At 67.2% G+C, this 22554-nt stretch carries 19 protein-coding genes; 11 read left to right on the forward strand and 8 right to left on the reverse strand.

Going from position 1 to position 22554, the window contains the following annotated elements:
• The first annotated feature begins 42 nt into the window (after positions 1 to 42).
• From DK847_RS02330 to DK847_RS02340, 3 genes are all read left to right on the forward strand, one after another.
• A complete protein-coding gene (locus DK847_RS02330) occupies positions 43 to 702 on the forward strand; it encodes an EF-hand domain-containing protein (protein ID WP_111195989.1) in 660 nt (219 codons plus the stop codon).
• Between the two features lie 95 nt (positions 703 to 797).
• On the forward strand, positions 798 to 1226 hold the full coding sequence (locus DK847_RS02335) for a YeeE/YedE family protein (protein WP_111195990.1): 429 nt from the start codon (positions 798 to 800) through the stop codon (positions 1224 to 1226).
• Positions 1227 to 1229: 3 nt separating this feature from the next.
• Complete coding sequence (locus DK847_RS02340) at positions 1230 to 1667, forward strand: DUF6691 family protein (RefSeq protein ID WP_111195991.1); 438 nt, start codon at positions 1230 to 1232, stop codon at positions 1665 to 1667.
• Here DK847_RS02340 and DK847_RS02345 read toward each other — a convergent pair.
• From DK847_RS02345 to DK847_RS02355, 3 genes are all read right to left on the reverse strand, one after another.
• Entirely contained in the window at positions 1664 to 1867 is a 204-nt protein-coding gene (locus DK847_RS02345; RefSeq protein ID WP_111195992.1) for a YgaP family membrane protein, read from the reverse strand. The two genes, DK847_RS02340 and DK847_RS02345, sit on opposite strands and share 4 nt — an antisense overlap.
• 63 nt (positions 1868 to 1930) lie before the next feature.
• Positions 1931 to 2569 (reverse strand): Crp/Fnr family transcriptional regulator, encoded by a 639-nt coding sequence (locus tag DK847_RS02350; protein ID WP_204508208.1) that lies wholly within the window; start codon positions 2567 to 2569, stop codon positions 1931 to 1933.
• Positions 2569 to 3654 carry a DmpA family aminopeptidase gene (locus tag DK847_RS02355; protein WP_111195993.1) on the reverse strand — a complete coding sequence of 362 codons (1086 nt, stop codon included), beginning with the start codon at positions 3652 to 3654 and terminating at the stop codon, positions 2569 to 2571. The genes DK847_RS02350 and DK847_RS02355 overlap by 1 nt, the downstream gene beginning before the upstream one ends.
• 103 nt (positions 3655 to 3757) lie before the next feature.
• Here DK847_RS02355 and DK847_RS02360 point away from each other — a divergent pair, with 103 nt between their 5' ends.
• Positions 3758 to 4855: a calcium:cation antiporter gene (locus tag DK847_RS02360; protein ID WP_111195994.1), complete on the forward strand. Its 1098-nt coding sequence runs from the start codon at positions 3758 to 3760 to the stop codon at positions 4853 to 4855.
• A gap of 62 nt (positions 4856 to 4917) precedes the next feature.
• Complete coding sequence (locus DK847_RS02365; RefSeq protein WP_111195995.1) at positions 4918 to 6711, forward strand: cation:proton antiporter domain-containing protein; 1794 nt, start codon at positions 4918 to 4920, stop codon at positions 6709 to 6711.
• Positions 6712 to 6907: 196 nt separating this feature from the next.
• On the opposite strand, the gene DK847_RS02370 is transcribed toward DK847_RS02365, so the two are convergent.
• From DK847_RS02370 to DK847_RS02380, 3 genes are all read right to left on the reverse strand, one after another.
• Positions 6908 to 7936, reverse strand: coding sequence for an NAD(P)/FAD-dependent oxidoreductase (locus DK847_RS02370; protein WP_111195996.1), 1029 nt, complete (start codon positions 7934 to 7936; stop codon positions 6908 to 6910).
• A 13-nt stretch (positions 7937 to 7949) separates the two neighbouring features.
• The gene (locus DK847_RS02375) at positions 7950 to 8270 is read right to left on the reverse strand and encodes a 2Fe-2S iron-sulfur cluster-binding protein (protein WP_111195997.1); all 321 of its coding nucleotides are present in this window, start codon (positions 8268 to 8270) and stop codon (positions 7950 to 7952) included.
• A gap of 84 nt (positions 8271 to 8354) precedes the next feature.
• Positions 8355 to 8720: an Hpt domain-containing protein gene (locus tag DK847_RS02380; protein WP_146256016.1), complete on the reverse strand. Its 366-nt coding sequence runs from the start codon at positions 8718 to 8720 to the stop codon at positions 8355 to 8357.
• Between the two features lie 329 nt (positions 8721 to 9049).
• On the opposite strand from DK847_RS02380, the gene DK847_RS02385 reads away from it, so the two are divergent.
• Entirely contained in the window at positions 9050 to 14164 is a 5115-nt protein-coding gene (locus DK847_RS02385; RefSeq protein ID WP_111195999.1) for an apolipoprotein A-IV repeat region-like domain-containing protein, read from the forward strand.
• A gap of 19 nt (positions 14165 to 14183) precedes the next feature.
• A complete protein-coding gene (dgcA, locus tag DK847_RS02390; protein WP_111196000.1) occupies positions 14184 to 15161 on the forward strand; it encodes an N-acetyl-D-Glu racemase DgcA in 978 nt (325 codons plus the stop codon).
• Here the strand turns inward: dgcA and DK847_RS02395 are convergent.
• Positions 15127 to 16305, reverse strand: a complete 1179-nt coding sequence (locus DK847_RS02395) for an MFS transporter (protein WP_111196001.1) — start codon at positions 16303 to 16305, stop codon at positions 15127 to 15129. The two genes, dgcA and DK847_RS02395, sit on opposite strands and share 35 nt — an antisense overlap.
• Before the next feature lie 141 nt (positions 16306 to 16446).
• Here DK847_RS02395 and DK847_RS02400 point away from each other — a divergent pair, with 141 nt between their 5' ends.
• Positions 16447 to 16947: a hypothetical protein gene (locus DK847_RS02400; protein WP_146256017.1), complete on the forward strand. Its 501-nt coding sequence runs from the start codon at positions 16447 to 16449 to the stop codon at positions 16945 to 16947.
• A 3-nt stretch (positions 16948 to 16950) separates the two neighbouring features.
• On the opposite strand, the gene DK847_RS02405 is transcribed toward DK847_RS02400, so the two are convergent.
• Positions 16951 to 17928: a threonine ammonia-lyase gene (locus DK847_RS02405; protein WP_245414495.1), complete on the reverse strand. Its 978-nt coding sequence runs from the start codon at positions 17926 to 17928 to the stop codon at positions 16951 to 16953.
• Between the two features lie 87 nt (positions 17929 to 18015).
• Here DK847_RS02405 and DK847_RS02410 point away from each other — a divergent pair, with 87 nt between their 5' ends.
• The 3 genes from DK847_RS02410 (at position 18016) to DK847_RS02420 (ending at position 22475) form a co-directional block, all read left to right on the forward strand.
• A complete protein-coding gene (locus tag DK847_RS02410) occupies positions 18016 to 20064 on the forward strand; it encodes an oxidoreductase (RefSeq protein WP_111196004.1) in 2049 nt (682 codons plus the stop codon).
• A gap of 148 nt (positions 20065 to 20212) precedes the next feature.
• Positions 20213 to 21472 (forward strand): L,D-transpeptidase family protein, encoded by a 1260-nt coding sequence (locus DK847_RS02415; RefSeq protein ID WP_111196005.1) that lies wholly within the window; start codon positions 20213 to 20215, stop codon positions 21470 to 21472.
• 169 nt (positions 21473 to 21641) lie between these two features.
• The gene (locus tag DK847_RS02420; RefSeq protein WP_111196006.1) at positions 21642 to 22475 is read left to right on the forward strand and encodes a bifunctional allantoicase/(S)-ureidoglycine aminohydrolase; all 834 of its coding nucleotides are present in this window, start codon (positions 21642 to 21644) and stop codon (positions 22473 to 22475) included.
• Positions 22476 to 22554: the final 79 nt, after the last annotated feature.

The following is a 22554-nucleotide window of genomic DNA, read 5'->3' on the forward strand; positions in this document are numbered from 1 at the left end:
CCGTCACGCGTCTTCTCATCATCGGACAACAGTGGAGTATCGATGATGAAGAACCGGACCAAGCTTCTCCTCGCCGGCGGCGCTGCCGTCATGCTGGCCTTGGGCGGCGTCGCGGGCCTCGCCCGCGCCGACATGGAGGGCGGCGGCCAGTGCGGCATGGGCATGGGCCACGGCGAAGGCCGCGGCCACGGCATGATGGGCCGCCAGATGATGGAGCGCTACGACGCCGACAAGGACGGAAAGGTAACCCAGGCCGAGATCGACAAGAACCGCCAGCAATGGCTTGCCGAGGCCGATACGGACAAGAACGGCACGCTGTCGCTCGATGAGTTCAAGGTTCTGTGGCTCAAGGGCCGCAACGAGATGATGGTGCGCGAATTCCAGTACTTCGACCGCGACGGCAATGGCCAGGTGACGATCGAGGAATACCAGGGCCCCATGGCCGACCTCGTGGCGCGGCGTGACCGCAACGCCGACGGCTCGCTCGGCGCCGATGACCGGCCCGGCCAGGGCGAAGGTCGCGGCCAGCGCCACGGCCGCATGAAGGGCCACGGCATGGGCCAGGGAATGGGCCAGGGAATGGGCCAAGGCATGGGCCGCGGCATGATGAACGGCAACGGCCCCTGCGTGGGCGGCGGTGATGCCGGTGAACCCGACGATGCGCCCGATGCGGCACCGGGTGATGAACCCGCCACGCCCTGACGGCATGGCAGACCCGGAGCCCCGCTCCGGGTCTTTTCTTTTGACCCCTTTCCCGCCATCAAGGACGCAGCGACGCGATTGATGGACAGCGCACCGTGACGGATTTCACGCCCCTCGCCGGCCTCACCGGCGGCATTCTCATCGGCCTTTCAGCCGTGCTGCTGATGGGCGGCCTCGGCCGCATCGCCGGCATTTCCGGCATTTTCGGCTCCCTGCTGGGGCGCTGGCTGCCGGACAATGGCTGGCGCCTCACCTTCATCCTCGGCCTGCTCGCCGGCACGGTGCTCGTGTCGCTGCTGGGCGGCTTTGATTCGGACAGCATGGCCTTCCCCGGCAATCCGCTCTCCACCCTGCTGGGCGGGCTGCTGGTCGGCATAGGAACGGTCCTGGGGGCGGGCTGCACCTCGGGCCATGGCATCTGCGGCCTGGCGCGCCTGTCGGTGCGCAGCATGGTCTCGACCGCCGTCTTCATGTTCTTCGCGGTCGCCACCGTCTACATGATGCGCCACGTGATCGGGGCCTGAGGCATGGACAAGCTCACCGCACTGCTGTCAGGCCTGCTGTTCGGCGCGGGCCTTGCCATCTCCGGCATGGTCAACCCGATGAAGGTGCAGAACTTCCTCGACGTCTTCGGCCGCTGGGACCCGACGCTGATCTTCGTCATGGGTAGCGCGCTGGCCGTCACCTATGCCGGTTATCGGCTGGTGCTGAATGCGCCGCGCCCGCGCCTTGCCCCGGCCTTCGTCCTGCCCGCGCTACAGGGCATCGACGAACGGCTGATCGGCGGCGCCGTGGTCTTCGGCCTTGGCTGGGGCCTCACCGGCTTCTGCCCCGGCCCCGCCATTGCCTCGCTGGTCTTCGGCTACTGGCCCTCGGTGCTGTTCGTCGCCGCCATGGCGGTGGGCATGGTGCTGGCCCGCCACCTGTTCCTCGGCAGCGACGAGACGCTGTCGGCCGATGGCTAGGCCTTCTTCACCGGGCAGGTGCTGACGCCGATGATCGAATAGAGCGGGCAATTGCCGATCAGCGCGGTCAGCAGCGGCACGACGCCGATCCAGCCGATCCAGTTATAGCCCGTGGCGGGCGCCAGCAGCGCATACCACAGCAGCGCCAGCCCGATGACGATGCGCAGCACCCGGTCGATGCCGCCGACATTCCTGCTCATGTGAGTCTCCTCTGGTTGATGCCGCCACCATGCCCCATTCCGCCACCGGTGTCTGTGACTTGATCACACGCCCTCGGCGATGCGGGCCAGCCGCTCCGGCGCGGCGACGATGATGTTCCGGCGCTCGATCTCGACGAGACCCTCGCTGGCGAACTGCTTGAGGAGCCGGCTCACCACCTCCCGCGCCGTGCCCAGTTCGGCGGCGATTTCCTGGTGGGTCAGTTCGACGGGACCGGCCGCCCGCTCGGCGAGGAAGCGCGCCAGCCGCCGGTCCACCTGGCGCTGCGACACCTCCTGCACCAGCCCGATCAGCTCGCGCAGCCTGACGCCATAGGAAGAGAACACGAAGCGCCGGAAGGCGGGCGACAGCGCCATCAGTTCCTCGAACAGCGGCTTCGGAATGGCCAGCGCCGTGACGTCGGTCTCGGTCACGCCCTCGGCGTCATAATCGGCCTCGGCCAGCAGGCAGGCGGTGGTGAGGACGCAGGTCTCCCCCGCCCCCACGCGGTAGAGCAGCAGCTCGCGCCCCGAGCTGGTGACGGTGGAGACCTTCACCGTGCCCGCCGTGACGACGAGGAAGGCGGCGCAGGCCTGGCCGGGCTGGAACACGCCCTGCCCGCGCCTCAGCGCCACCTGCCGCGCCGCCGCCATGCGGGCGAGCGCCGCAGGTTCGAGGCCAGGGATGGCACAGCTCTCCGCCATCACATGCGTCCGTATTGCGTCATCAGCGCCAGCAGCGCATCGGCGGGAAGGCCCACGGCAGTGTTGCCATCCCGCCCCGTCATGGTCTCCGCCATCAGCATGGCGTCGATCACCGCCTCCTCGGTCGCCTCCACCGTGGCCATGAACAGCCTGTCGATGTCGGCATTGCCCAGCGCCTTCATCTCGGCAATGCCGCTGCGCTGCGCGAAGGCCTGTTCGTTGGCGGTGGAGAAGGCGAGGAAGATGTCGCCCGAGGAATTGTTGCCCACCGTGCCGGTGCGCGCCAGGCCCAGCGGCACCCGCCTTGCGATGCGCTTCAGCTGGTGCGCCATCAGGGGCGCGTCGGTCGCCACGATGGCGATCACCGATCCCTGCTCCTTGCCGCGCAGCTTGCCCTCGAGGAGATGCCGCCCGACGGGAACGCCCAGCACGGTAAAATCCTCCCGCCGCCCGAAATTCGACTGCACGAAGACACCGAGCGTGAAGCGCTGCCCCGCGATCTCGACGATGCGCGAGGCCGAGCCATTGCCGGCCTTGAAGTCATAGGTCAGCATGCCGGTGCCACCGCCCACGCTGCCCATCGCCACCGGGCCGGAACCCGCCTTGTCCAGCGCCGCGATCGTGTGCTCCGCCGTCACGTGGAATCCGTTGATGTCATTGAGGTCGCCATCATAGGTCTCGGCCGCCACGGGAAGGCCCCAGTCCTGGCCCGTGCCCACCCCGCGCCCGACGAGCCAGCGGATCGTCGCGTCGCGCGTCACGCCGCAGGAATGCGTGTTGGTGATGGTGATCGGCGTCTGCAGCTCGCCCGATTCCTCGATCCACACCACGCCCGTCATCTCGCCATTGCCGTTGAGCGAATAGTAGCCCGCCGCGCAGGGCACATGCGCCTTCGCCTTGCCGCGCGGCAGGATGGCGGTGACACCGGTGCGCACCGGGCCGTGGCCCACCCTCAGCGCACCCGCGCCGGAGATCAGCGTCACCTGCCCCACCTCCACGCCCGGCACGTCGGTGATGGCGTTCCACTCTCCGGGTTGTCCGGGAAACGGCAAACCCAGCTCCCGGCCCCGCTTGCGATCACTCACCGCGACTCTCCATCCTTGGTCAAAATCCTGTCAAACCTAGCAAATTAGCTTGCCGCGTCGAGGCCCAGCCTCTTTAACTTGAAACGACCCGAAGGAGAGACGCTTGGCCGGACCGACGCATGCCCATAACCCGTGGTGGACAATGGCCTTCCCGCTGCTCGCGGCGGTGCTGGTCATCGCCTATTTTGCGGGCCTGGTGCCGAAGGACCAGCCCCTGTTCTTCGCGCTTGAGGCCGCCGTGCTGCTGGGGGCGGTGTTTGCCGCCGTGCACCATGCCGAAGTCGTCGGCAACCGCGTGGGCGAGCCTTTCGGCTCGATCATCCTCGCGGTCTCCGTCACCATCATCGAGGTCGGACTCATCGTGGCGCTGATGCTGGCGGCCGATGACGGCGGCCCCACCATCGCGCGGGACACGGTCTATTCCGCCGTCATGCTGGTGCTCACCGGCCTCATCGGCCTCTGCCTCGTGGTCGGCGGCCACAAGCACTACGAGCAGACCATCAAGGTCAGCGGAACCTCCTCCTATCTGGCGGTGCTCGGCACGCTCACCGTCTCGGCGCTGATCCTGCCCAACTTCACCACCTCCACCGCCGGCCCGACCTACAGCACCGCACAGCTCGCCGCCGTGGCCTTCGTCTCCATCATGCTCTACGCCGCCTTCATGTTCGTCCAGACGGTGCGCCACCGCGACTACTTCCTCGCCGCGGCGGATGACGCCCATGCCGATGACTACGAGGCGCCCACCAACCGCCAGGCCGGCGTCAGCCTGGTCTTCCTGCTCGTCTCGCTCGCCGGCGTCGTGCTGCTGGCCAAGATGCTGGCGCCGGCGCTTGACGAGCTGATCGAGCTCGCGGGCCTGCCGCAGGAATTCACCGGCGTTGTCATCGCCGCCCTGGTGCTGGCGCCGGAAAGCATCGCCGCGGTGCGCGCCTCGCTCGCCAACCGGCCGCAGACCGCCATCAACCTGGCGCTCGGCTCGGCGCTGGCCTCGATCGCCCTCACCATCCCGGTCATCACGCTGCTCGGCGCCTTCGACAATGTGCAACTGGCGCTCGGCGTGCCGCCCGCCAAGATTGTGCTGCTGTCGCTCGCCCTCTTCGTCAGCGCCATCACCCTGCTCCCCGGCCGCACCAGCATGCTGCAGGGCTTCGTGCATCTGGGCCTGTTCATCATGTTCGTGGTGGTGGCCGCCGTTCCATAAGGCGATTTGCGCTTCCCAAGCCGCCACCGCTGCCTCACACTGCAACGCGGGGGTAAGGCCTGATGCCGTCTGAAACCGCGTTCTACTACAAGGAATTCCTGATCGTCCTGGGGGTTGCCGGGCTGGTCGTTCCGCTGTTCCTCCGGATCGGCGTCAACTCCGTTCTGGCCTTCCTCATCATGGGCGTGCTGCTGTCGCCCGACATTCTGGGCCACGCCGCCGCCTATGTGCCGGGCATCGACGAACTGGGCTTCTCCAACCCCGAGAGCCTCGCCCACATGGCGGACCTGGGCGTCGTCTTCCTGCTGTTCCTCATCGGCATCGAACTGTCCTTCGAGCGCCTCAACACCATGCGCCGGCTGGTCTTCGGGCTGGGCGGGCTGCAGGTGGTGCTCAGCCTTGCCGCCCTGGCCGCGGTGGCGCTGGTCATGGGCTTCGACATGCGCGTGGCGCTGGTGGCGGGTGCGGCCCTGTCGCTCTCCTCCACCGCCATCGTGGTGCAGTTGATCTCCGACTCGAGGCGCCTGGGCTCGCAGACCGGCCGGCTCAGCTTCGCCATCCTGCTGATGCAGGATCTCGCCGTCATCCCCTTCCTCCTGCTGCTGCCCATCCTCGGCCAGCGGGTGGAGGGCAGCGTGGCCGTCAGCGTGCTGCTGGCGCTGCTGCAGGCGGCAGCGGCGGTGGCCGTCATCATCATCGTCGGGCGCTACCTGCTGCGCCCGCTGCTCCGGCTGGTGGCGCGCACCGGCAGCTCCGACCTGTTCATGGCCGCCACCCTGCTCATTGCCGTGGGGGCCGCGGCTGCCGCCAGCCTCGCTGGCATCTCGATGACGCTCGGCGCCTTCATCGCCGGGCTGATGCTGGCCGAAACCGAATACCGCCGCGCCATCGAGGCGGTGATCGAGCCGTTCAAGGGCCTGCTGCTCGGCACCTTCTTCCTCGTCATCGGCCTCAAGCTCGATCTCGACACGCTGTTCGCCAACCCGGTCTACACGCTGAGCATGGCGGCGGGGCTCATCCTGCTGAAGGGCATCATCGTCTATGCCCTGGCGCGGCTGTTCCGGGTGAACCGCGGCGCCTCGATCGAATCCGCCCTGCTGCTCGGGCCCTGCGGCGAATTCGGCTTCGTCATCGCCGGCACCGCGCTGGCCTATGGCCTCATCAACGATGCCACCAGCCGCAACGTCATGCTGCTGGTCACCATCACCATGATTGCCCTTCCGCTGCTGGCCCGCTTCGGCAACTGGTTCACCCGCTCGCTGCGCCAGCGCGCCGCCGCCGCCGCTGTGCACACGGTGCTGCCGGAGGACAACGAGGCCCGCGTCATCATTGCCGGCTTCGGGCGGGTGGGTCACCTCGTCGCCTCGATGCTGGAGGAGCACAAGATCCCCTGCCTCGCGGTCGATGCCGACGCCGACCTCGTGGCGCGCGAGAACAAGGCTGGCGCCAGGGTCTATTTCGGCGACGCCACCAACGCCGAGTTCCTCAAGCGCTGCGGCCTGATGGAGGCGCGCGCGCTCGCCGTCACCATGGACAACCAGACACGCGTTGACGAGGTGGTGCGCGTTGCCCGCACGCTGCGTCAGGATCTCAAGATCATCGCCCGCGCGCGTGACGAGCGCCACGCCCAGAGGCTCTACGCCGCGGGCGTCACCGAGGCGGTGCCCGAAACCATCGAATCCAGCCTGCAGCTGGGCGAGGCGCTGCTCGTCGAGACCGGCGTTCCCATGGGGCTTGCCATCGCCTCGGTGCACGAACGCCGCGACGGCTTCCGCAAGCTTCTGGGCCGGCCGAACCGCCGCGAGGAGCTGGAGCTGGCGAAGAAGCGCCTCAGGCGCGAAAAATCGGCAGGATAGGATCCCGCCGAGGACAACAGCCAAATTGTGCAGCATGCCTTTCCATAGCACATCGAGCGCGCGCTGTCAAGGACAAAAATCATAAACTAGGAACTCATCATGCGCGGGCTTGTCCCGCGTATCCTTTTCGGGCGCCGCAAAAAGATGGCCGGGACAAGCCCGGCCATGATGACGTCGAAAACTGCAGGCCGCGTCCTTACGAAACGCCCAGCTTCTTCTGCAGGTTCGAGCTCGATGTCGTGTACTGGAACATCAGCCGCTCGCCCGGGTTCTTCAGCTTGAATACCTTCTGCGCCATCAGCGCAGCCTCGTGGAAGCCTGACAGGATCAGCTTCAGCTTGCCGGGATAGGTGTTGATGTCGCCGATGGCGAAAATCCCCTCGACCGAGGTTTCGAACTTCTCGGTATCCACGGGAATTAAATTCTCATGCAGGTTCAGGCCCCATTCGGCCACCGGCCCCAGCTTCATGGTCAGCCCGAAGAACGGCAGCATGGCGTTGCAGGCCACATCGAAGCTTGCGCCGTCATTGCCCTTCACGGTCGCGGCGGAAAGCACGCCATTCTCGCCCTGAAGGCCGGTCACCTGGCCGAGCTTGAAGGACATTTTGCCCGCCGCGACCAGCTCGCGCATCTTCTTCACCGAATCCGGCGCGGCGCGGAAGTCGTCGCGCCGGTGCAGCAGCGTCAGGCTCTTCGCGATGGGCTGCAGGTTGATCGTCCAGTCGAGGGCGGAATCGCCGCCGCCGACGATCAGCACGTCCTTGCCGCGCAGCGCTTCCATCTTCTTCACCGAATAGAAGACGGAGGCATTCTCGTAGGCCTCGATGCCGGGGATCGGCGGCTTCTTGGGCTGGAACGAGCCGCCGCCCGCCGCGATCACCACCACCTTGGAGCGGAAGGTGAGGCCGCCATCGGTCTCGACCTCGAAATCGGCGTCACCCAGCTTCTTCACGCCGGTGACCATGTGGTTGAAGTGGAACTCCGGGTGGAACGGCTTGATCTGCTCGAGCAGCCTGGTGGTGAGTTCGGCCCCCGTCACGATGGGGAGTGCCGGAATGTCGTAGATCGGCTTTTCCGGATAGAGCTCGGCGCACTGGCCACCCGGCCGGTCGAGGATGTCCACCACGTGGCAGCGGATGTCGAGGAGCCCCAGTTCGAAAACGGCGAAGAGCCCGCAGGGGCCGGCGCCGATGATGACGGCATCCGTGGTGATCACATCCGGCATGGCGCGCCCCTCCTCAGAACTGCTTTTCGGGAACCTTCACGCGCAAGCCATCCAGCGCGTCCGACACCTTGATCTGGCAGGACAGGCGCGAGTTGTCGCGGACGTCGAAGGCGAAATCCAGCATGTCCTCCTCCATCGGGTTGCGGGCGCCCACCTTCTCCACCCAGTCGGGCTCGATGTAGACGTGGCAGGTGGCGCAGGCACAGGCGCCGCCGCAGTCGGCGTCGATGCCGGGCACCGTGTTCTTGACGGCCGTCTCCATGACGGACATGCCGGGAAGCCCGTCCACCGTCTGCTCGTTGCCGTTGTGCTGGATGAAGGTGATCTTGGCCATGATGTATCCGCGCGAAAGCCGTTCGTTTTTTCGAACGGGTTTCTAGGGGATCAGGCGGCGAAACACAACTGCGGGGGTGGCAGGTCAGCCCGCCGGATAGGCGCCGCGCGCCGCCGCCGCGAATTCCGCCGCCGCCACCTTCAGGCCTTGCAGGCGCAGTTGGCGAAGCCCGGCCTCGCCCGGAAAGGCCAGGGTTTCGAGGCAGGCGGCAAGATTGTGCAACTTCTGCGCACCCACGGCAGCACATGACCCCTTCAGCGTGTGGGCCGCGAACTTCCATTCCGCCGCCGTGCCGGCCTCATCCAGAAGCTGCAGCGTGGCTGGCAGCTGGGCCAGGAAAAGCCCCAGCACTTCGGCGGCAAGCCTTTGATCATGCATGGTATTATGCTCAAGGCCGAGGCGGTCGAACACCGCGCTGTCGGCTTCCGGCTTCAGCTTGGCACTGGCCATCGACTGGTCCTCCCACACACCCCTTCCGAAGCCTACGCCGCAAGCCTGAGCAGATCGTAAAGGGCCGCCCCGCGGCGCGGGTTTTCGGCAAATTTTTCAATGCCTCCCCGGCCTTTAACCAATTTTTAAATAATCGTGCCCGGCAGCCCGAAGGCGGGTTCAACCGGCCCTCCCGATGGGCTATGGTAAAGATTGCGAAGCCGCGTCCCGATGGCGCCGGTCCGCGCTCCGGACATAAAAAAGCCGGGCGGGGGCACCATCGGGTGTGGCCGGGGCAGCGCGGCATCCCAAAGGGAGCCGCTTGTTTGTAATTGTGCGGGATATGACACATGGCCAACACCACCGACACGCGCCGTTCTGACCGTCGCCAGGCCGATACGGACGCCACGAGGCGCGACGTGCCACGGCTGTCGGGTGAACCGGCACCGGTCAAGGGCCGCCCCGCCAATGAAAACGACCCCGGCACCGCCATGCTGCTGGCCAAGATGCGCCGCCGCCCGTCCTTCACGCCCTATGCGCTGGTCTCCGTCATCCTCACCGCGCTGTGGTCCTTCGGCTGGTTCTATGTCAGCTCCGGCACGCTGGGCGGGGCCGCCCCCGCCGCCGTCGTCATGCAGGCGCTGGCGCTGCTACTGGTGCCCGTCGCGGTGATCTGGATCGGCGCCTTCACCCTGTGGCGCGCGGCCGACATGCGCCAGGTGTCGGAAGCCCTGTTCCAGTCCGCCATGCGCCTCGTCCGCCCGCAGGACATCGCCACCGAGGGCCTCACCACCATCGCCCAGGCGGTGCGCTCCGAGGTCGACCTGCTCGTCGGCGGCGTCGAGCACGCGGTGCAGCGCGCCGCGGTGCTGGAGGAAATCGTCCACAAGGAAATCGCCGCCATCGAGCGCGCCTTCGGCGGCAACGAGGAGCGGATCCGCAACCTCGTGGCCGGCATCGAGAACCAGCGCTCCGCCCTGCACCAGGCGGCGCTCCTCATCTCGAACGACACCAACCCGCTGATCACCCGGCTCGAGAACAACACCAAGAACCTCGATGGCATCATGATGGCCGCCCAGGACACGCTGGGCCGCCTCGAAGGCGGCCTGCGCGAGATCTCGGGCTCCGTCGTCAACGCCATGGAGGACATGGCCGACCGCGCCAATGCCGCGGGCTCCGAGGTCTCGATGCAGACCGCCCACATGGAGGACGTCTCGACCCAGATGCTGGGCCAGCTGCGCGAATTCTCCCACCAGGTCGGCTCGCACATCGAGCAGATGAAGATGGCCTACTCGGCGCTGAACTCCGAGACGGTCGACTTCAGCCGCACCGTGCAGGACATGGAATCGAACATGACCGGCCTGGTCCGCAACGCGGTCGATTCGCTTGCCGCCGTGCACGAGGACATTTCGCGCGTCATCGAGCGCTCCTCCGTCGCCTCGGCCGACCAGATCCGCCAGCAGGTGGCCGACCTGGCCGAAGTGGTGCAGACCACCGGCGCCAATCTCGGCTTCCACATGAAGTCGATCGCCGAGGACGTGACCGGCAATCTCGAGCGCGTCAGCGTCGACACCGCGCAGCTCCTCGAGCAGAGCCGCACCATGGTCACCCAGGGCATGCAGACCCTGTCGTCCGACTATATCGAGCGCGTCGCCCAGTCGCGCGCCGAGCTCATCACCTATCTCGACCAGTCGGCGGCAGGCGTTGCCGCCGCGGTCGACGAGGCCACCGACACCGTGGCGGGCCGCCTCAACGCGGCCGGCACGCAGTTCCTCACCGGCCTCGACCAGACCTCCTCCGCACTCCTCGAGGAGCTGGGCTCGATGAGCACCGGCGTCTCCGGCCGCATCGAGCAGACGACGGGCCGCCTCATCGACGAGATCGGCAACCGCGCCGACACCATCATCACCAGGCTCGACGATTCGGCGGGCGGCGTCTTCGCCCGCCTCGACGAGCAGGCCGGCCTCATTTCCACCCGCGTCGAGGAAACCGCCACCCGCCTCCTCTATACGATCGAGGACCGCACCGCCGCGGCGGCCGCGCGCGTCGGCGAGGCGTCCAGCCAGGTGCTCGCCGCACTCGACCAGCAGAACCTCGATTCGGCCGAACGCGTCACCGAGTCGGCGGCGCGCGTCGAGATGGCCATTGCCCGCGCCACCGACGAGTTCACCGCCAGGATCAGCGCCTCGCAGGGCGACATCGTGGCCCGCGTCGATGAGTCCGTCGCCGCCGCCCTCGCCCGCCTCGAGGACACCTCGACGGAACTCCGTGCGCTGATGAACCAGACCAGCGGCGACGTGCTGGGCCAGCTGGACGGCCGCACCCGCGACATGCTGGACCAGCTCGACGCCGTTCTCGGCACCGCCAACACCCGCCTCACCGATGCGGCCACCACCTTCCACGCGGTCATCAGCCAGACCAGCGACAAGCTGGAAGACCGCATCGGCGTTTCGGGCGAGGCGCTCAACGCCCTCATGGCCACCGCCGTCGAAACCGCGCGCTCGCGCATCGACGAGGCCTCCGGCCTGTTCCATTCGATCGTCGAGCAGGTCACCGGCAGCATGGAATCCCGCCTCGGCACCTCAACCACGCTGATCGAGGACCAGGTGTCGCGCGCCATTGCCGCCGCCTCGGGCCGCCTCGACGACACCACCCGCATGTTCCAGGAGCTGATCGGCGGCGCCTCGGAGGAAATCGAACGCCGTGTCGACGGCGCGGCCGAGCGCTTCTATGGCCAGATCGAAACCTCGGTCAGTGCCGCGACCGGCTCGCTCGACCAGGCCAACAAGACCTTCCAGGACGTCATCACCGGCACCGCCGGCGCCGTGGTGGGCCAGATCGGCACCGCCACGCGCGAGATCATCGGCTCCGTCGAAACCACGGTGACCGAGGCCTTCGGCCGCTTCGAGAACTCCGCCACCTCGTTCCAGGCGCTGATCTCCGGCTCGGCGGACGACCTCGAACAGAAGGTCGACGGCGCTGCCGAGCGCCTCTTCGTGCGCATCGCCGAAACCGCCGAACAGGTGACGAGCCAGATCGACGACGTCAACGAGCGCGTCAGCACGCGCCTCGGCGAGACCTCTGCAAGCGCCACCACGCGGATCGAGAGCGTGGCGCGCAGCATCAACGAACTGATGGCGCAGACCAGCACCACGGTCGCCGCCCACCTCAAGGACACCGCCGACATCGTCAACCGCGAGATGGCGGAATCGGGCGTGGCACTCGCCGAGCGCATCGAGAATTCCGGCGGCCAGGTGACCGACAAGCTGATCACCGTCTCCGACAGCTTCACCCACAACCTGGCGCGGGCCCGCGAGGACCTGCTGACCATGATCACCACCTCGTCGGAGGACGTGACCAAGCGCCTCGCCGACACCACCATGCAGCTCTACGCCAAGCTCGACGGCACCACCTCCTCGATGACCGGCCAGCTCGAGACCACCGCGACCAAGCTCTACACCAGGCTCGACCAGGTTTCGGCCCACATGTCGGGCGAGCTGGAGAACACCGCCCAGCGCATCACCGATTATATCTCGACCTCGGCCGGCGACGCGGTGACCAAGGTCGCCTCGGTCACCGACCGCCTCACCACGCAGCTCGACAATTCCTCCCAGCAGCTGGGCCAGCTCATCGACCACACGTCCGAGCGCCTCGGCAGCCAGCTCGACCAGGCAGCCAACGACCTCTCCGCGCTGTTCGGCAATTCGACCGAGACGCTGACAAGGCGGCTTGACGAGACCTCCTCGCACCTCTCGGAGATCTTCACCACCAACACCGAGATGCTGAACGGCCAGCTCGAGGACACCTCGGTCAAGCTCTCCGAGCTCTTCACCACCAACACCGGCATGATCAACGGCCAGCTGGAGGAGACCTCGGCCAAGCTCTCCGAGCTCTTCACCACCAACACCGAGATGATCAACAGCCAGCTCGAGGACACCTCGGCCAAGCTGCAGGACCTGTTCACCAGCAACACCGGCAAGATCTCGGAGGAGCTGGGCGACACCTCGAACCGCCTCTCCAACCTGTTCTCGGTCAATGCCGAGCGCCTGAGCGAGACGCTGGACAATACCTGGAACAGCTTCTCCAGCCTGTTCAACGACAAGACCGAAGCGCTCACCGAGCAGCTCGACCGCACCTCGGCCGACCTCAACGAACTGTTCATCGCCAACACCCGCATGATGGCGCAGCAGATCGACAAGACGGCCACCGAGATGACCGACAGCTTCTCGGAAACCGCGGTGCGCGTCACCCAGCAGGTGAGCGACGTCAACCGCGTCATGGCCCAGCGTCTCAGCGACGCCTCCTCCGAGGTCACCTCGCAGCTCGACACCGCAGGAACCTCGATGCTCGCCCGCATCGAGAAGACGGCGGAGGTGCTGCGCCAGCGCTTCGACAACTCGACCGGCATGCTGGAGCGCGTCACCGACGAGCTCAACACCAAGCTCGATGGCACCGGCCTGCGCTTCGCCGACATTCTCGACCAGGCCTCGGGCGCCATCCTTGCCGACCTCGGCAAGGCGAGCCAGGCGCTGACCCAGGAACTCGGCACCACCACGGACGAGATCACCAGCCGCATCGCGCAGGATTCGAGCCAGCTCACCGCGCGCGTCGAGCAGGCGGCACGCGAACTCGAGCAGATCTCGGCCTCGACCTCGGTCAAACTCGAGGATGCCAACCGCAAGTTCGCCAAGCATGTGGAAACCGCCACGAGCTTCCTCGCCGAGCAGCTTGCAAGTGCTGCCAGCACCATGGACGAGCGCCTCGAAACCGTGGCGGGCGACCTCACCGGCCGGCTCGAAGGCACCTCCACCCGCGTGTCCGAACGCCTCGACGATGCCACCACGCTGGTGCAGCGCTCGATCGAGCGCTTCAACGGCGAGATGGAACGCGTGCTGGCCGACCGCCGCCAGGCGCTCGAAAGCCTGGTGGCCGACGCCGCCACGCAGGCCGGCGAGATCGACAAGGTCATGGGCAGCTACATGAACCTGATCGAGGATTCGCTCGCCGCCTCCGAGGCCAAGGCGCGCGAGATCAGCCGCATCGTGGCCGAGCAGTCGGCGCTTGCCACCCGCAACCTCGAAAAGGAGATCGCGCGGCTGGAGGAAACCTCGGGCGGCCAGATCACCCAGGCGGTGCGCGTGCTGCGCGACCAGCACGAGCGCGCCATGGCGGCGATGAACGAGATGCTGTCCTCCACCGCCACCGACTTCCAGCAGACCGCGCAGGACATGCGCCTCACCGCCCAGCAGGTGGTGAAGGACATCGACGCGGCGCGGGGCGACCTGCTCCGTGCACTGACGGATCTTCCGGAGGAGACCCGCTCCAACGCCGATGCCATGCGCCGCGTGGTGGCCGACCAGATCGGCGCGCTGGCGGCACTGGCCGACGTGGTGAAGCGCCAGGCGGGGGCGCTGGACGTCTCTGGCCCCGGCGCCGGCCGCGGCAAGGCCCCGACCAAGAACTGACGCGCCGCCGGGCCACCGCATGCGCCTCCTGATCGCCGAAGAACGCTGGCCGATTGCCGGCAGCTTCACCATTTCGCGCGGCAGCAAGACCGAGGCCCATGTGGTGACGGTGACGCTGGAAGACGCTGGCCACACCGGCCGCGGCGAATGCGTGCCCTACCCGCGCTACGCCGAGACCGTGCCGCAGGTCGTGGCGGCGCTCGAGGCGGCGCGCGGAGCCATCGAGGCCGGCATCACGCGCGACGAGATCGCCTCGGTCCTCGAGCCCCATGCCGCACGCAACGCGCTGGACTGCGCCTTGTGGGACCTTGAAGCCAAGAAGGCCGGAAAGCCGGTCTGGCAGCTCGCGGGCCTTGCCCAGCCGAAACCCGCCATCACCGCCTATACGCTGAGCCTCGACACGCCGGAGGCCATGGCCGCCGCCGCCGCGCAGGCGGCGGACCGCCCGCTGCTCAAGCTGAAGCTCGGCCGAGACGGCGATGCCGAGCGGCTGAAGCTGGTCCGCAAAAACGCCCCCAACAGCCGCCTCATCATCGATGCCAATGAAGGCTGGACGGCGGAGAACCTCGCCGCAATGCTGGCGGCCTGTGCCGATGTCGGCGTCGAGCTGGTCGAGCAGCCGCTGCCAGCGGGCAATGACGATGCGCTGCTGGGCCTCTCCCGGGCCGTCACCGTCTGCGCCGATGAATCGGCCCATGGGCTGGACTCGCTCGACCAGCTCATCGGCAAGTATGACGCCATCAACGTCAAGCTCGACAAGACCGGCGGCCTCACCCCTGCCATCGCGCTGGCCAGGGCGGCGCGCGAACGCGATCTCGGCATCATGGTGGGCTGCATGCTGGCCACCTCGCTCGCCATGGCGCCCGCCTTCCTGCTCAGCCCGCTCGCCGAGGTGATCGACCTCGACGGGCCGCTGCTGCTGAAGCAGGACCGCCAGCCCGCCGTCCGCTTCGATGGCAGCCTCATGCAGCCGCCGCCGCCGACCCTTTGGGGCTGATCAGCCACAGCAGCGCGGCAAGCCCGAAGGCCAGCGCTGCCAGTCCTGCCATCACGTAGAAGGCGCCGCCGCCCAGCCCGGCATAGAGCGCGCCCGAAGCCCACATGCTGCCCGACAGCAGGATGCCGCTCGACACCACCGAGTAGAGCCCCTGCGCGGTATTGCGCATCGAGGCCGGCACGCGCTCGCGGATGAAATGCATGGTGCCGAGATGGGTGAGGCCGAAGGACCCCGCATGCAGCGTCTGCACCAGGAACAGGATGCCGAGCGGCGGGGCGAGAGCGGTCGCCAGCCAGCGCAGCGTGGCAAGGCCCGTTCCCAGCATGATCAGCCGCACCGAGCCGAAGGTTCTGTAGAAGCGGTTGGAAAAAGCGAACATGGTGACTTCCGCCAGCACGCTCGCCGCCCACAGCATGCCGATCACGAATTTCGAGAGCCCGAGCGATTCGAAATAGACCGAGCCGAAGGCATAGAGGAAACCGTGGCTGGCCTGGCCGAGGCCCGCCGCCAGCGTGAAGGTGATGAAGCTCGCGCCACTCACCAAGGCCAGCACCCCGGCGAGCCGGATGGGCTGCGCCTTGCCGGTGGCGCGCATTGCCTTGTCGGCGGGCAGCAACAGGCTCACCAGCGCGCCCATCGCCTGCGAGCCGGCAATCAGCAGGATGACGAAGCCGAGCGGGACGACCTCCAGCAGCGCGCCGGCGCCGAGGCTTCCCGCCAGGAAGCTGAGCGAGGCCCACAGCCTGATGCGGCCATAGTCGAGCCCGTAATGGGCACTCCCTTCCACCGCCAGCGCCTCGGTCAGCGGCACGATGGGGGCGAGCAGCGCGGCCGCCAGCATGCCGGCGGCGAGGATCGGCCAGAAGCCGCTCATCTGGCTGAGGACGAGATAGGCCGCGGTGGCGCCGAAGGCGCAGGTGATGATCACGGCGCGGCGGCGCTGGGTGAGGTCGGCAATGAAGGTGCCGAGCGGAATGCCGAGGATCCGCACCGCCATCATCAGCGCCACCACGAGGGCCACCTCGGAATCGGGCAGCCCCCGGTCCTTCAGCCACAGGGGCAGGAAGGGCAACTGGATGCCGCTGCCGAGGAACAGCACGGCATTGAACAGCGACAGGCGGAAGCTGAAATTGCGGGAGGGCATGGAGGGCGCGGTCTCGGATTAACCGCGTCTAAACCAAAGATTCACCACTCGCCATGATTATGGCGGGCAGTGGTGCCCTGCGGCTGGCGCAGGGGAAGGGGCCCGTCCGCCCCGTGTCGAGTCAGGTGAGTGGAGTTGCGTATGCCGCCCAGAGAAGTGCCGCCGCGCGTCAGGCCGGCCCAGCTTGAGCCCGAGGATTTCGACGCGATCCGCGAGGCGGTCATGGAAACCCCGCGCGGCCGGTGGTTCCTCGACGAGTTTTCGACCAGGCTCCGCCGGGCGGAGCATTCCAGCCTGCAGGACAGCATGCGGCGGCTCGAGACCGCCATCGCCAGCAACCATGACGAGGTCATGTCCCGCCTCGCCAGCGTGCTGCGGAGTGAGGCCGAAGAGGCGGCCGAGCCCGTCCGCCCTGCGGCCGAAACGCGGCTCGCGCCGCGCCACATGCGGTATTATCGCGCCGACGAGGACATTTTCGAGCCCGCTCCCGAGGCCACCCTCGCCGCCGTGCCGCGCCTCCTCGACATGCTGCCGCCGGAGGAGCCCGCCCCGGCCCCGCGCCGCCGCATCATCATCACCCGCCACAAGCCCGGCGAGCCTTTCGACGTGCCGCTGGCGGAAGAGCTTCCCCGGGCCTCCTGAACCTCAGATCTCGCGGTTCAGGATCCGCGCATAGAGCCCCGGGTCGCAGTTGCCGCCCGAGGCGATGACGCCGATGGCCTTGCCCCGGGTCTCCACCTTGCCCGAAAGCACCGCGGCGAGCGCCACCGCGCCACCCGGCTCCAACACGATCTTCAGCACTTCGAAGGCGAAGCGCACGGCCTCCGCGGCCTCGGCATCGGTTACCGTCAGCCCCGCGCCGAGCAGCCGGCTGTTGATGGCAAAGGTCATCTCGCCCGGCGAGACCGACATCAGCGCATCGCAGATCGAGCCAGAGGGCTTCGCGTTCTTCTCGATCTTCCCGCTCTTCAGCGAGCGGGCGTAGTCATCGAAGCCTGCCGGCTCAACCGAGTGGACTTCTGCCGAGGGCTGCAGCTCCGCCATGGCCAGCGCCACGCCGGCCGTGAGCCCGCCGCCCGAGCAGCACACCAGCACGTCATCGAGGCGGATGCCGCGGTCCCTCGCCTCCTCCGCCAGTTCAAGCCCCGCCGTGCCTTGCCCGACGATGATGTCGGCATGTTCGAAGGGCGGCACCATCACCGCCTTGCGCGCCTTCATGTAGCGCTCGGCGATCGCCTCGCGGGACTCGGTTGCGCGGTCATAGGTGACGACCTCGGCGCCATAGGACCTTGTGTTCTCCTGCTTGATCATCGGCGTGTCGGCCGGCATCACGATCAGCGCCGGCAGGCCCTTGATCTGTGCCGCGGCAGCCACCCCCTGCGCATGGTTGCCGGAGGAATAGGCGACCACGCCGCCCCTGGCCTTCTTCGCGTCGAGCTTCGAGATCATGTTCCACGCCCCGCGGAACTTGAAGGAGCCGGTGCGCTGCAGGCACTCGGCCTTGATCAGGATTCGTCCGCCGGTGAGCGCATTGAGCTTCGGGTTCTCGATCACCGGTGTCCTGACGGCAAATCCCTCGATCCGCCGTGCCGCCTTCTCGATATCCTTGAATTCCGGCAGCATGTGACCCCGCATATGTCCCTGTCGGGGTGAGCATAGCCGAGGCCGGGGCGGATTTGCTAGAAGCGCCTGTCAACCCTGGGAGATGACATGACCCGCGACCCCCGCTACGACATCCTCTTCGAGCCCGTCCGCATCGGCCCGGTGGTGGCGAGGAACCGCTTCTACCAGGTGCCGCACTGCAATGGCATGGGCTATCGCGATGCCTCGGCACTCGCTGCCATGCGCGGCATGAAGGCGGAAGGCGGCTGGGCCGTGGTCTGCACCGAGATGGTGGAAATCCACCACACGGCCGACGTCTCTCCTTACGTCGAGCTGCGCCTGTGGTCCGACCACGACATTCCCATGCTCGCCCGCATCGCCGAGAAGGTGCACGAGCACGGCTCGCTGGCGGGGATCGAGCTCTGCCATTCGGGCTATACCGCCAACAATCTCTGGACCCGCGAGGTGCCCATGGCGGCGAGCCCCATGCCCACGGCCAGCTATTTCAACGATCCCATCCAGGCCCGCGGCATGGACAAGGAAGACATCCGCAACCTCCGCCGCGCCCACCGCAAGGCGGCGCTGCGCTCGAAGCAGGCGGGCTTCGACCTCGTCTATGTCTATGCCGGCCACGGGCTCGGCATCTTCCAGCACTTCCTGTCGCGGGCCACCAACTTCCGCACCGACGAATATGGCGGCTCGCTGGAAAACCGTGCGCGCCTCCTGCGCGAAGTGATCGAGGATACCAAGGACGCGGTGGGCGACACCTGTGCGGTTCCCGTGCGCATCGCCATGAGCGAGTTCATCGGATCGGCCGGTCTTGAGCCAGCCGAGGTCGAGGATGCGATCGCGATGATGGCCGAACTCCCGGACCTGTGGGACCTCTCGCTCTCCGACTGGTCGAAGGACTCACAGACCTCGCGCTTCTCCGAGGAGGGCTTCCAGGAGCCCTACATCAAGGGCGTGAAGAAGCTGACGACGAAGCCCGTCGTCGGCGTCGGCCGCTACACCTCGCCCGACACCATGGTGCGCGTGATCAAGCAAGGCATCATGGACATGATCGGCGCGGCCCGGCCCTCGATCGCCGACCCTTATCTGCCCAACAAGATCCGCGACGGAAGGCTCGAGGACATCCGGGAATGCATCGGCTGCAATGTCTGCGTCACGCATGACTACACCATGACGCCGCTCCGCTGCACCCAGAACCCCTCGATGGGCGAGGAGTGGCGGCGTGGCTGGCACCCGGAATTGATCCGCCCGAAGGAGGAGGACCGGCACATCCTCGTCGTCGGAGCGGGGCCTTCGGGCCTCGAGGCGGCGCGCGCGCTGGGCCAGCGCGGCTACCAGGTGACGCTCGCCGACAAGGCCTCGCAACCCGGCGGCCGGGTGACGCGCGAGAGCCGGCTGCCGGGCCTTGCCGCCTGGGCCCGCGTGCGCGACTGGCGCCTCCTGCAGCTCGACAAGCTCCCCAACGTCTCGCTCTATCTCGAGAGCGAGATGACGCCGGAGACGGTGGCCGAGCTTGGTGCCGATCAGGTTCTCGTCACCACCGGCGCCAAATGGCTGCGTGACCTGACGGGCCGCCACGTGGTGGTCCCCTTCCACCACCCCGAAGCCTGTGACGTGCTGACCCCTGACGACCTGATGGCAGGCCGCCGCCCGAAGGCGAAGGACGTGGTGCTGTTCGATGACGACCACTACTACATGGGCGGTGTCTGCGCCGAGTTGCTGGCGAAGGACGGCCACCAGGTGACGCTCGTCACCCCCGCCGCCGTCGCCTCGTCCTTCACCAAGGCCTCGCTGGAGCAGAAGGCGATCCAGGCGCGGCTCCTCAAGGCGGGCGTGAAGATCCTCGCCAACCACGCGGTGGTGGCCATCGCGGAAGGCCATGTCACGCTCGAATGCGCCTATACGGGCGAGGCATCGCCACTCGCCGCGGGCTCGGTGGTGCTGGTCACCGCCCGCCGCCCGGTCGACGGGCTGTGGCAGGCGCTGGCGGCGGCGGGCCTTCCCGCCACGCGCGCCGGCGATTGCCTGGCCCCCGGAACGATTGCCGCGGCGGTCCATGCGGGGCGCCGCTTTGCCGAGGAATTCGGCAGGCCGGCACTGGATTTCCTCGAGATTCCCTTCAAGCGCGAGGTCACCGCACTGAGTTGACCCGAAGCTGCCGCAATCCTGCCGAACAAGGGCTCTAGACATTCCAGACTTAAGCCGCCATTTACCCGGCGGTCTCACAATAAGCGCTTGGATCAAGGGGATTTCATCAGTGCTGTCGCGTCGCGTCTTCAATCGCAGCCTTTTTGCCATGGGCAGCCTTCTGGCCATGGGGGCAACAGCCCTTGCGCAGGAGCCGACCTTCACCAGCTCGCTGACCTCGCCCGAGCCCGGCCAGCAGGCCCCGGCCAAGAAGGCCAAGGCCGGCGGGCTTGCCACCCAGACGGAAATCGTCGCGGGCCAGGACCAGCAGCCGATGCTGAGCCTCAACTCCGCCGCCGCGATGGAAGGCGCCATCGCCATGTACGAGGAGATCGTGGCGGGTGGTGGCTGGGAAGAGCTTGCCTCCCGCACCCTCAAGAAGGGTGCCAAGGGCGAGGCCGTCATCGCGCTGCGCCAGCGCCTGATCCGCGAGAACTACCTGCCCTTCGATTCACTCTCCTCGGAGACGGCCTCGGTCTATGACGCGGAGCTGATGGAGGCGGTGCGCGCCTTCCAGGTGAACCATGGCATCCTGCCCTCGGGCATCGTCGCAGAGAAGACGCTGGCCGAGCTCAACGTGCCGGCCGAAACGCGCCTCGGCATGCTGCGCGAGAACCTCACCCGCGTTCAGGCCTATTCCCAGGACCTCACGGGCGACTTCGCCATCCTCGTCAACATTCCGGGCGCCCAGCTCGAGACGGTGGAATATGGCCACGTCTATTCGCGCCACAACATCGTGGTCGGCAAGCAGGAACGGCCCTCGCCCACGCTTGCCTCCAAGGTGAGCGACATCAACTTCAATCCCTACTGGAAGATCCCGGCCTCCATCGTCGAGCGCGACATCGTGCCGAAATACATGGAAGACCCGAGCTATCTTGCCCAGATGCACATCCGCATCTTCGACGGTGTGGAGGGCCCCGAGGTCGACCCGGCGCTGATCGACTGGACCACCACGCCGCCCGACCGCTATTTCTTCCGCCAGGAACCCGGCTCGCACAATTCGCTGGGCGCCGTGAAGATCAACTTCCCCAACAAGTTCATGGTCTACATGCACGACACGCCGCACCGCGAGCTGTTCGGCCGCAACGTGCGCTTCGAAAGCTCGGGCTGCGTGCGCATCGACCAGGTGCAGACCGTGGTGAAGTGGATCCTCGACCGTACCCAGACCCCGCTGGACGAAGCGACCTACGAGGCGCTCGTCAATTCCACCGAGCAATACGAGCAACCGGTGGAGAACGGCCCGGACGTGCGCTGGATGTATCTCACCGCCTGGGCCACCGATGATGGCCGCGTCAACTTCCGCCCCGACGTCTATGGCCTCGACGGCACCGACTTCGTCTTCGGCCAGCCGCAGCCCAAGACTTATTGAGCCCGGCGCTTTTGAATTTCCATCATCGCCGGGCTTGTCCCGGCGATCTTTTTTGCAGCCGCGCAAAGGATGCCCGGGCCACTCCCGGGCATGATGGCATTGGGGGTTCTCCCAGCTTGCAGGCCGCCCCCGGCCGCCCTACCCTGCGCGAAACCACACGGACACCCACATGACCCGCAGCTACTACGCGCCCCATGGCGGCCACCCGCCACAGACCGAGCTTCTCACCGGGCGCGCTGTCTTCACCGAGGCCTATGCGGTGATCCCCAAGGGCGTGATGCGCGACATCGTGACCAGCGTGCTGCCCTTCTGGGACGACACGCGCGCCTGGGTGATTGCGCGCCCGCTCTCGGGCTTCGCCGAGACCTTCTCGCAATACATCATGGAGGTCGCCCCCGGCGGCGGCAGCGACAAGCCGGAACCGGCCAAGGACGCCGAGGGCGTGCTGTTCGTGGTCGAAGGCGAGGCGGTGCTCACGCTGGATGGCTGGCGCCATGACCTGAAGCCCGGCGGCTATGCCTACATGCCGCCCGGCGTTCACTGGGCGCTGCGCAACGAGTCCAAGGCGCCGGTACGCTTCCACTGGGTGCGCAAGGCCTATGAACCGGTCGACGGCATCCACGCGCCCGAGGCCTTCGTGACCTCCGACCAGGAGGTGAAGCCCGTCGCCATGCCCGGCACCGACGGAAAATGGTCGACCACCCGCTTCGTCGACCCCAGCGACGTGCGCCACGACATGCATGTGAACATCGTCACCTTCGAGCCGGGTGCGGTCATTCCCTTTGCCGAGACCCATGTGATGGAACACGGCCTCTATGTGCTCGAGGGCAAGGCCGTCTACCGCCTCAACAATGACTGGGTGGAGGTCGAGGCCGGCGACTTCATGTGGCTCAGGGCCTTCTGCCCCCAGGCCTGCTATGCCGGGGGCCCGGGCCGTTTCCGCTACCTGCTCTACAAGGACGTGAACCGCCACATGAAGCTGAAGGGTTACCTCGGGAAGTAACCCGATGTGATGTTTTAAACATCACTCTTGACGCTTTGAACGTGGATATCTATGTTCCACCCACGTTCAATCCAGTTAT

Source organism: Aestuariivirga litoralis (assembly GCF_003234965.1).
Taxonomy (GTDB): domain Bacteria; phylum Pseudomonadota; class Alphaproteobacteria; order Rhizobiales; family Aestuariivirgaceae; genus Aestuariivirga; species Aestuariivirga litoralis.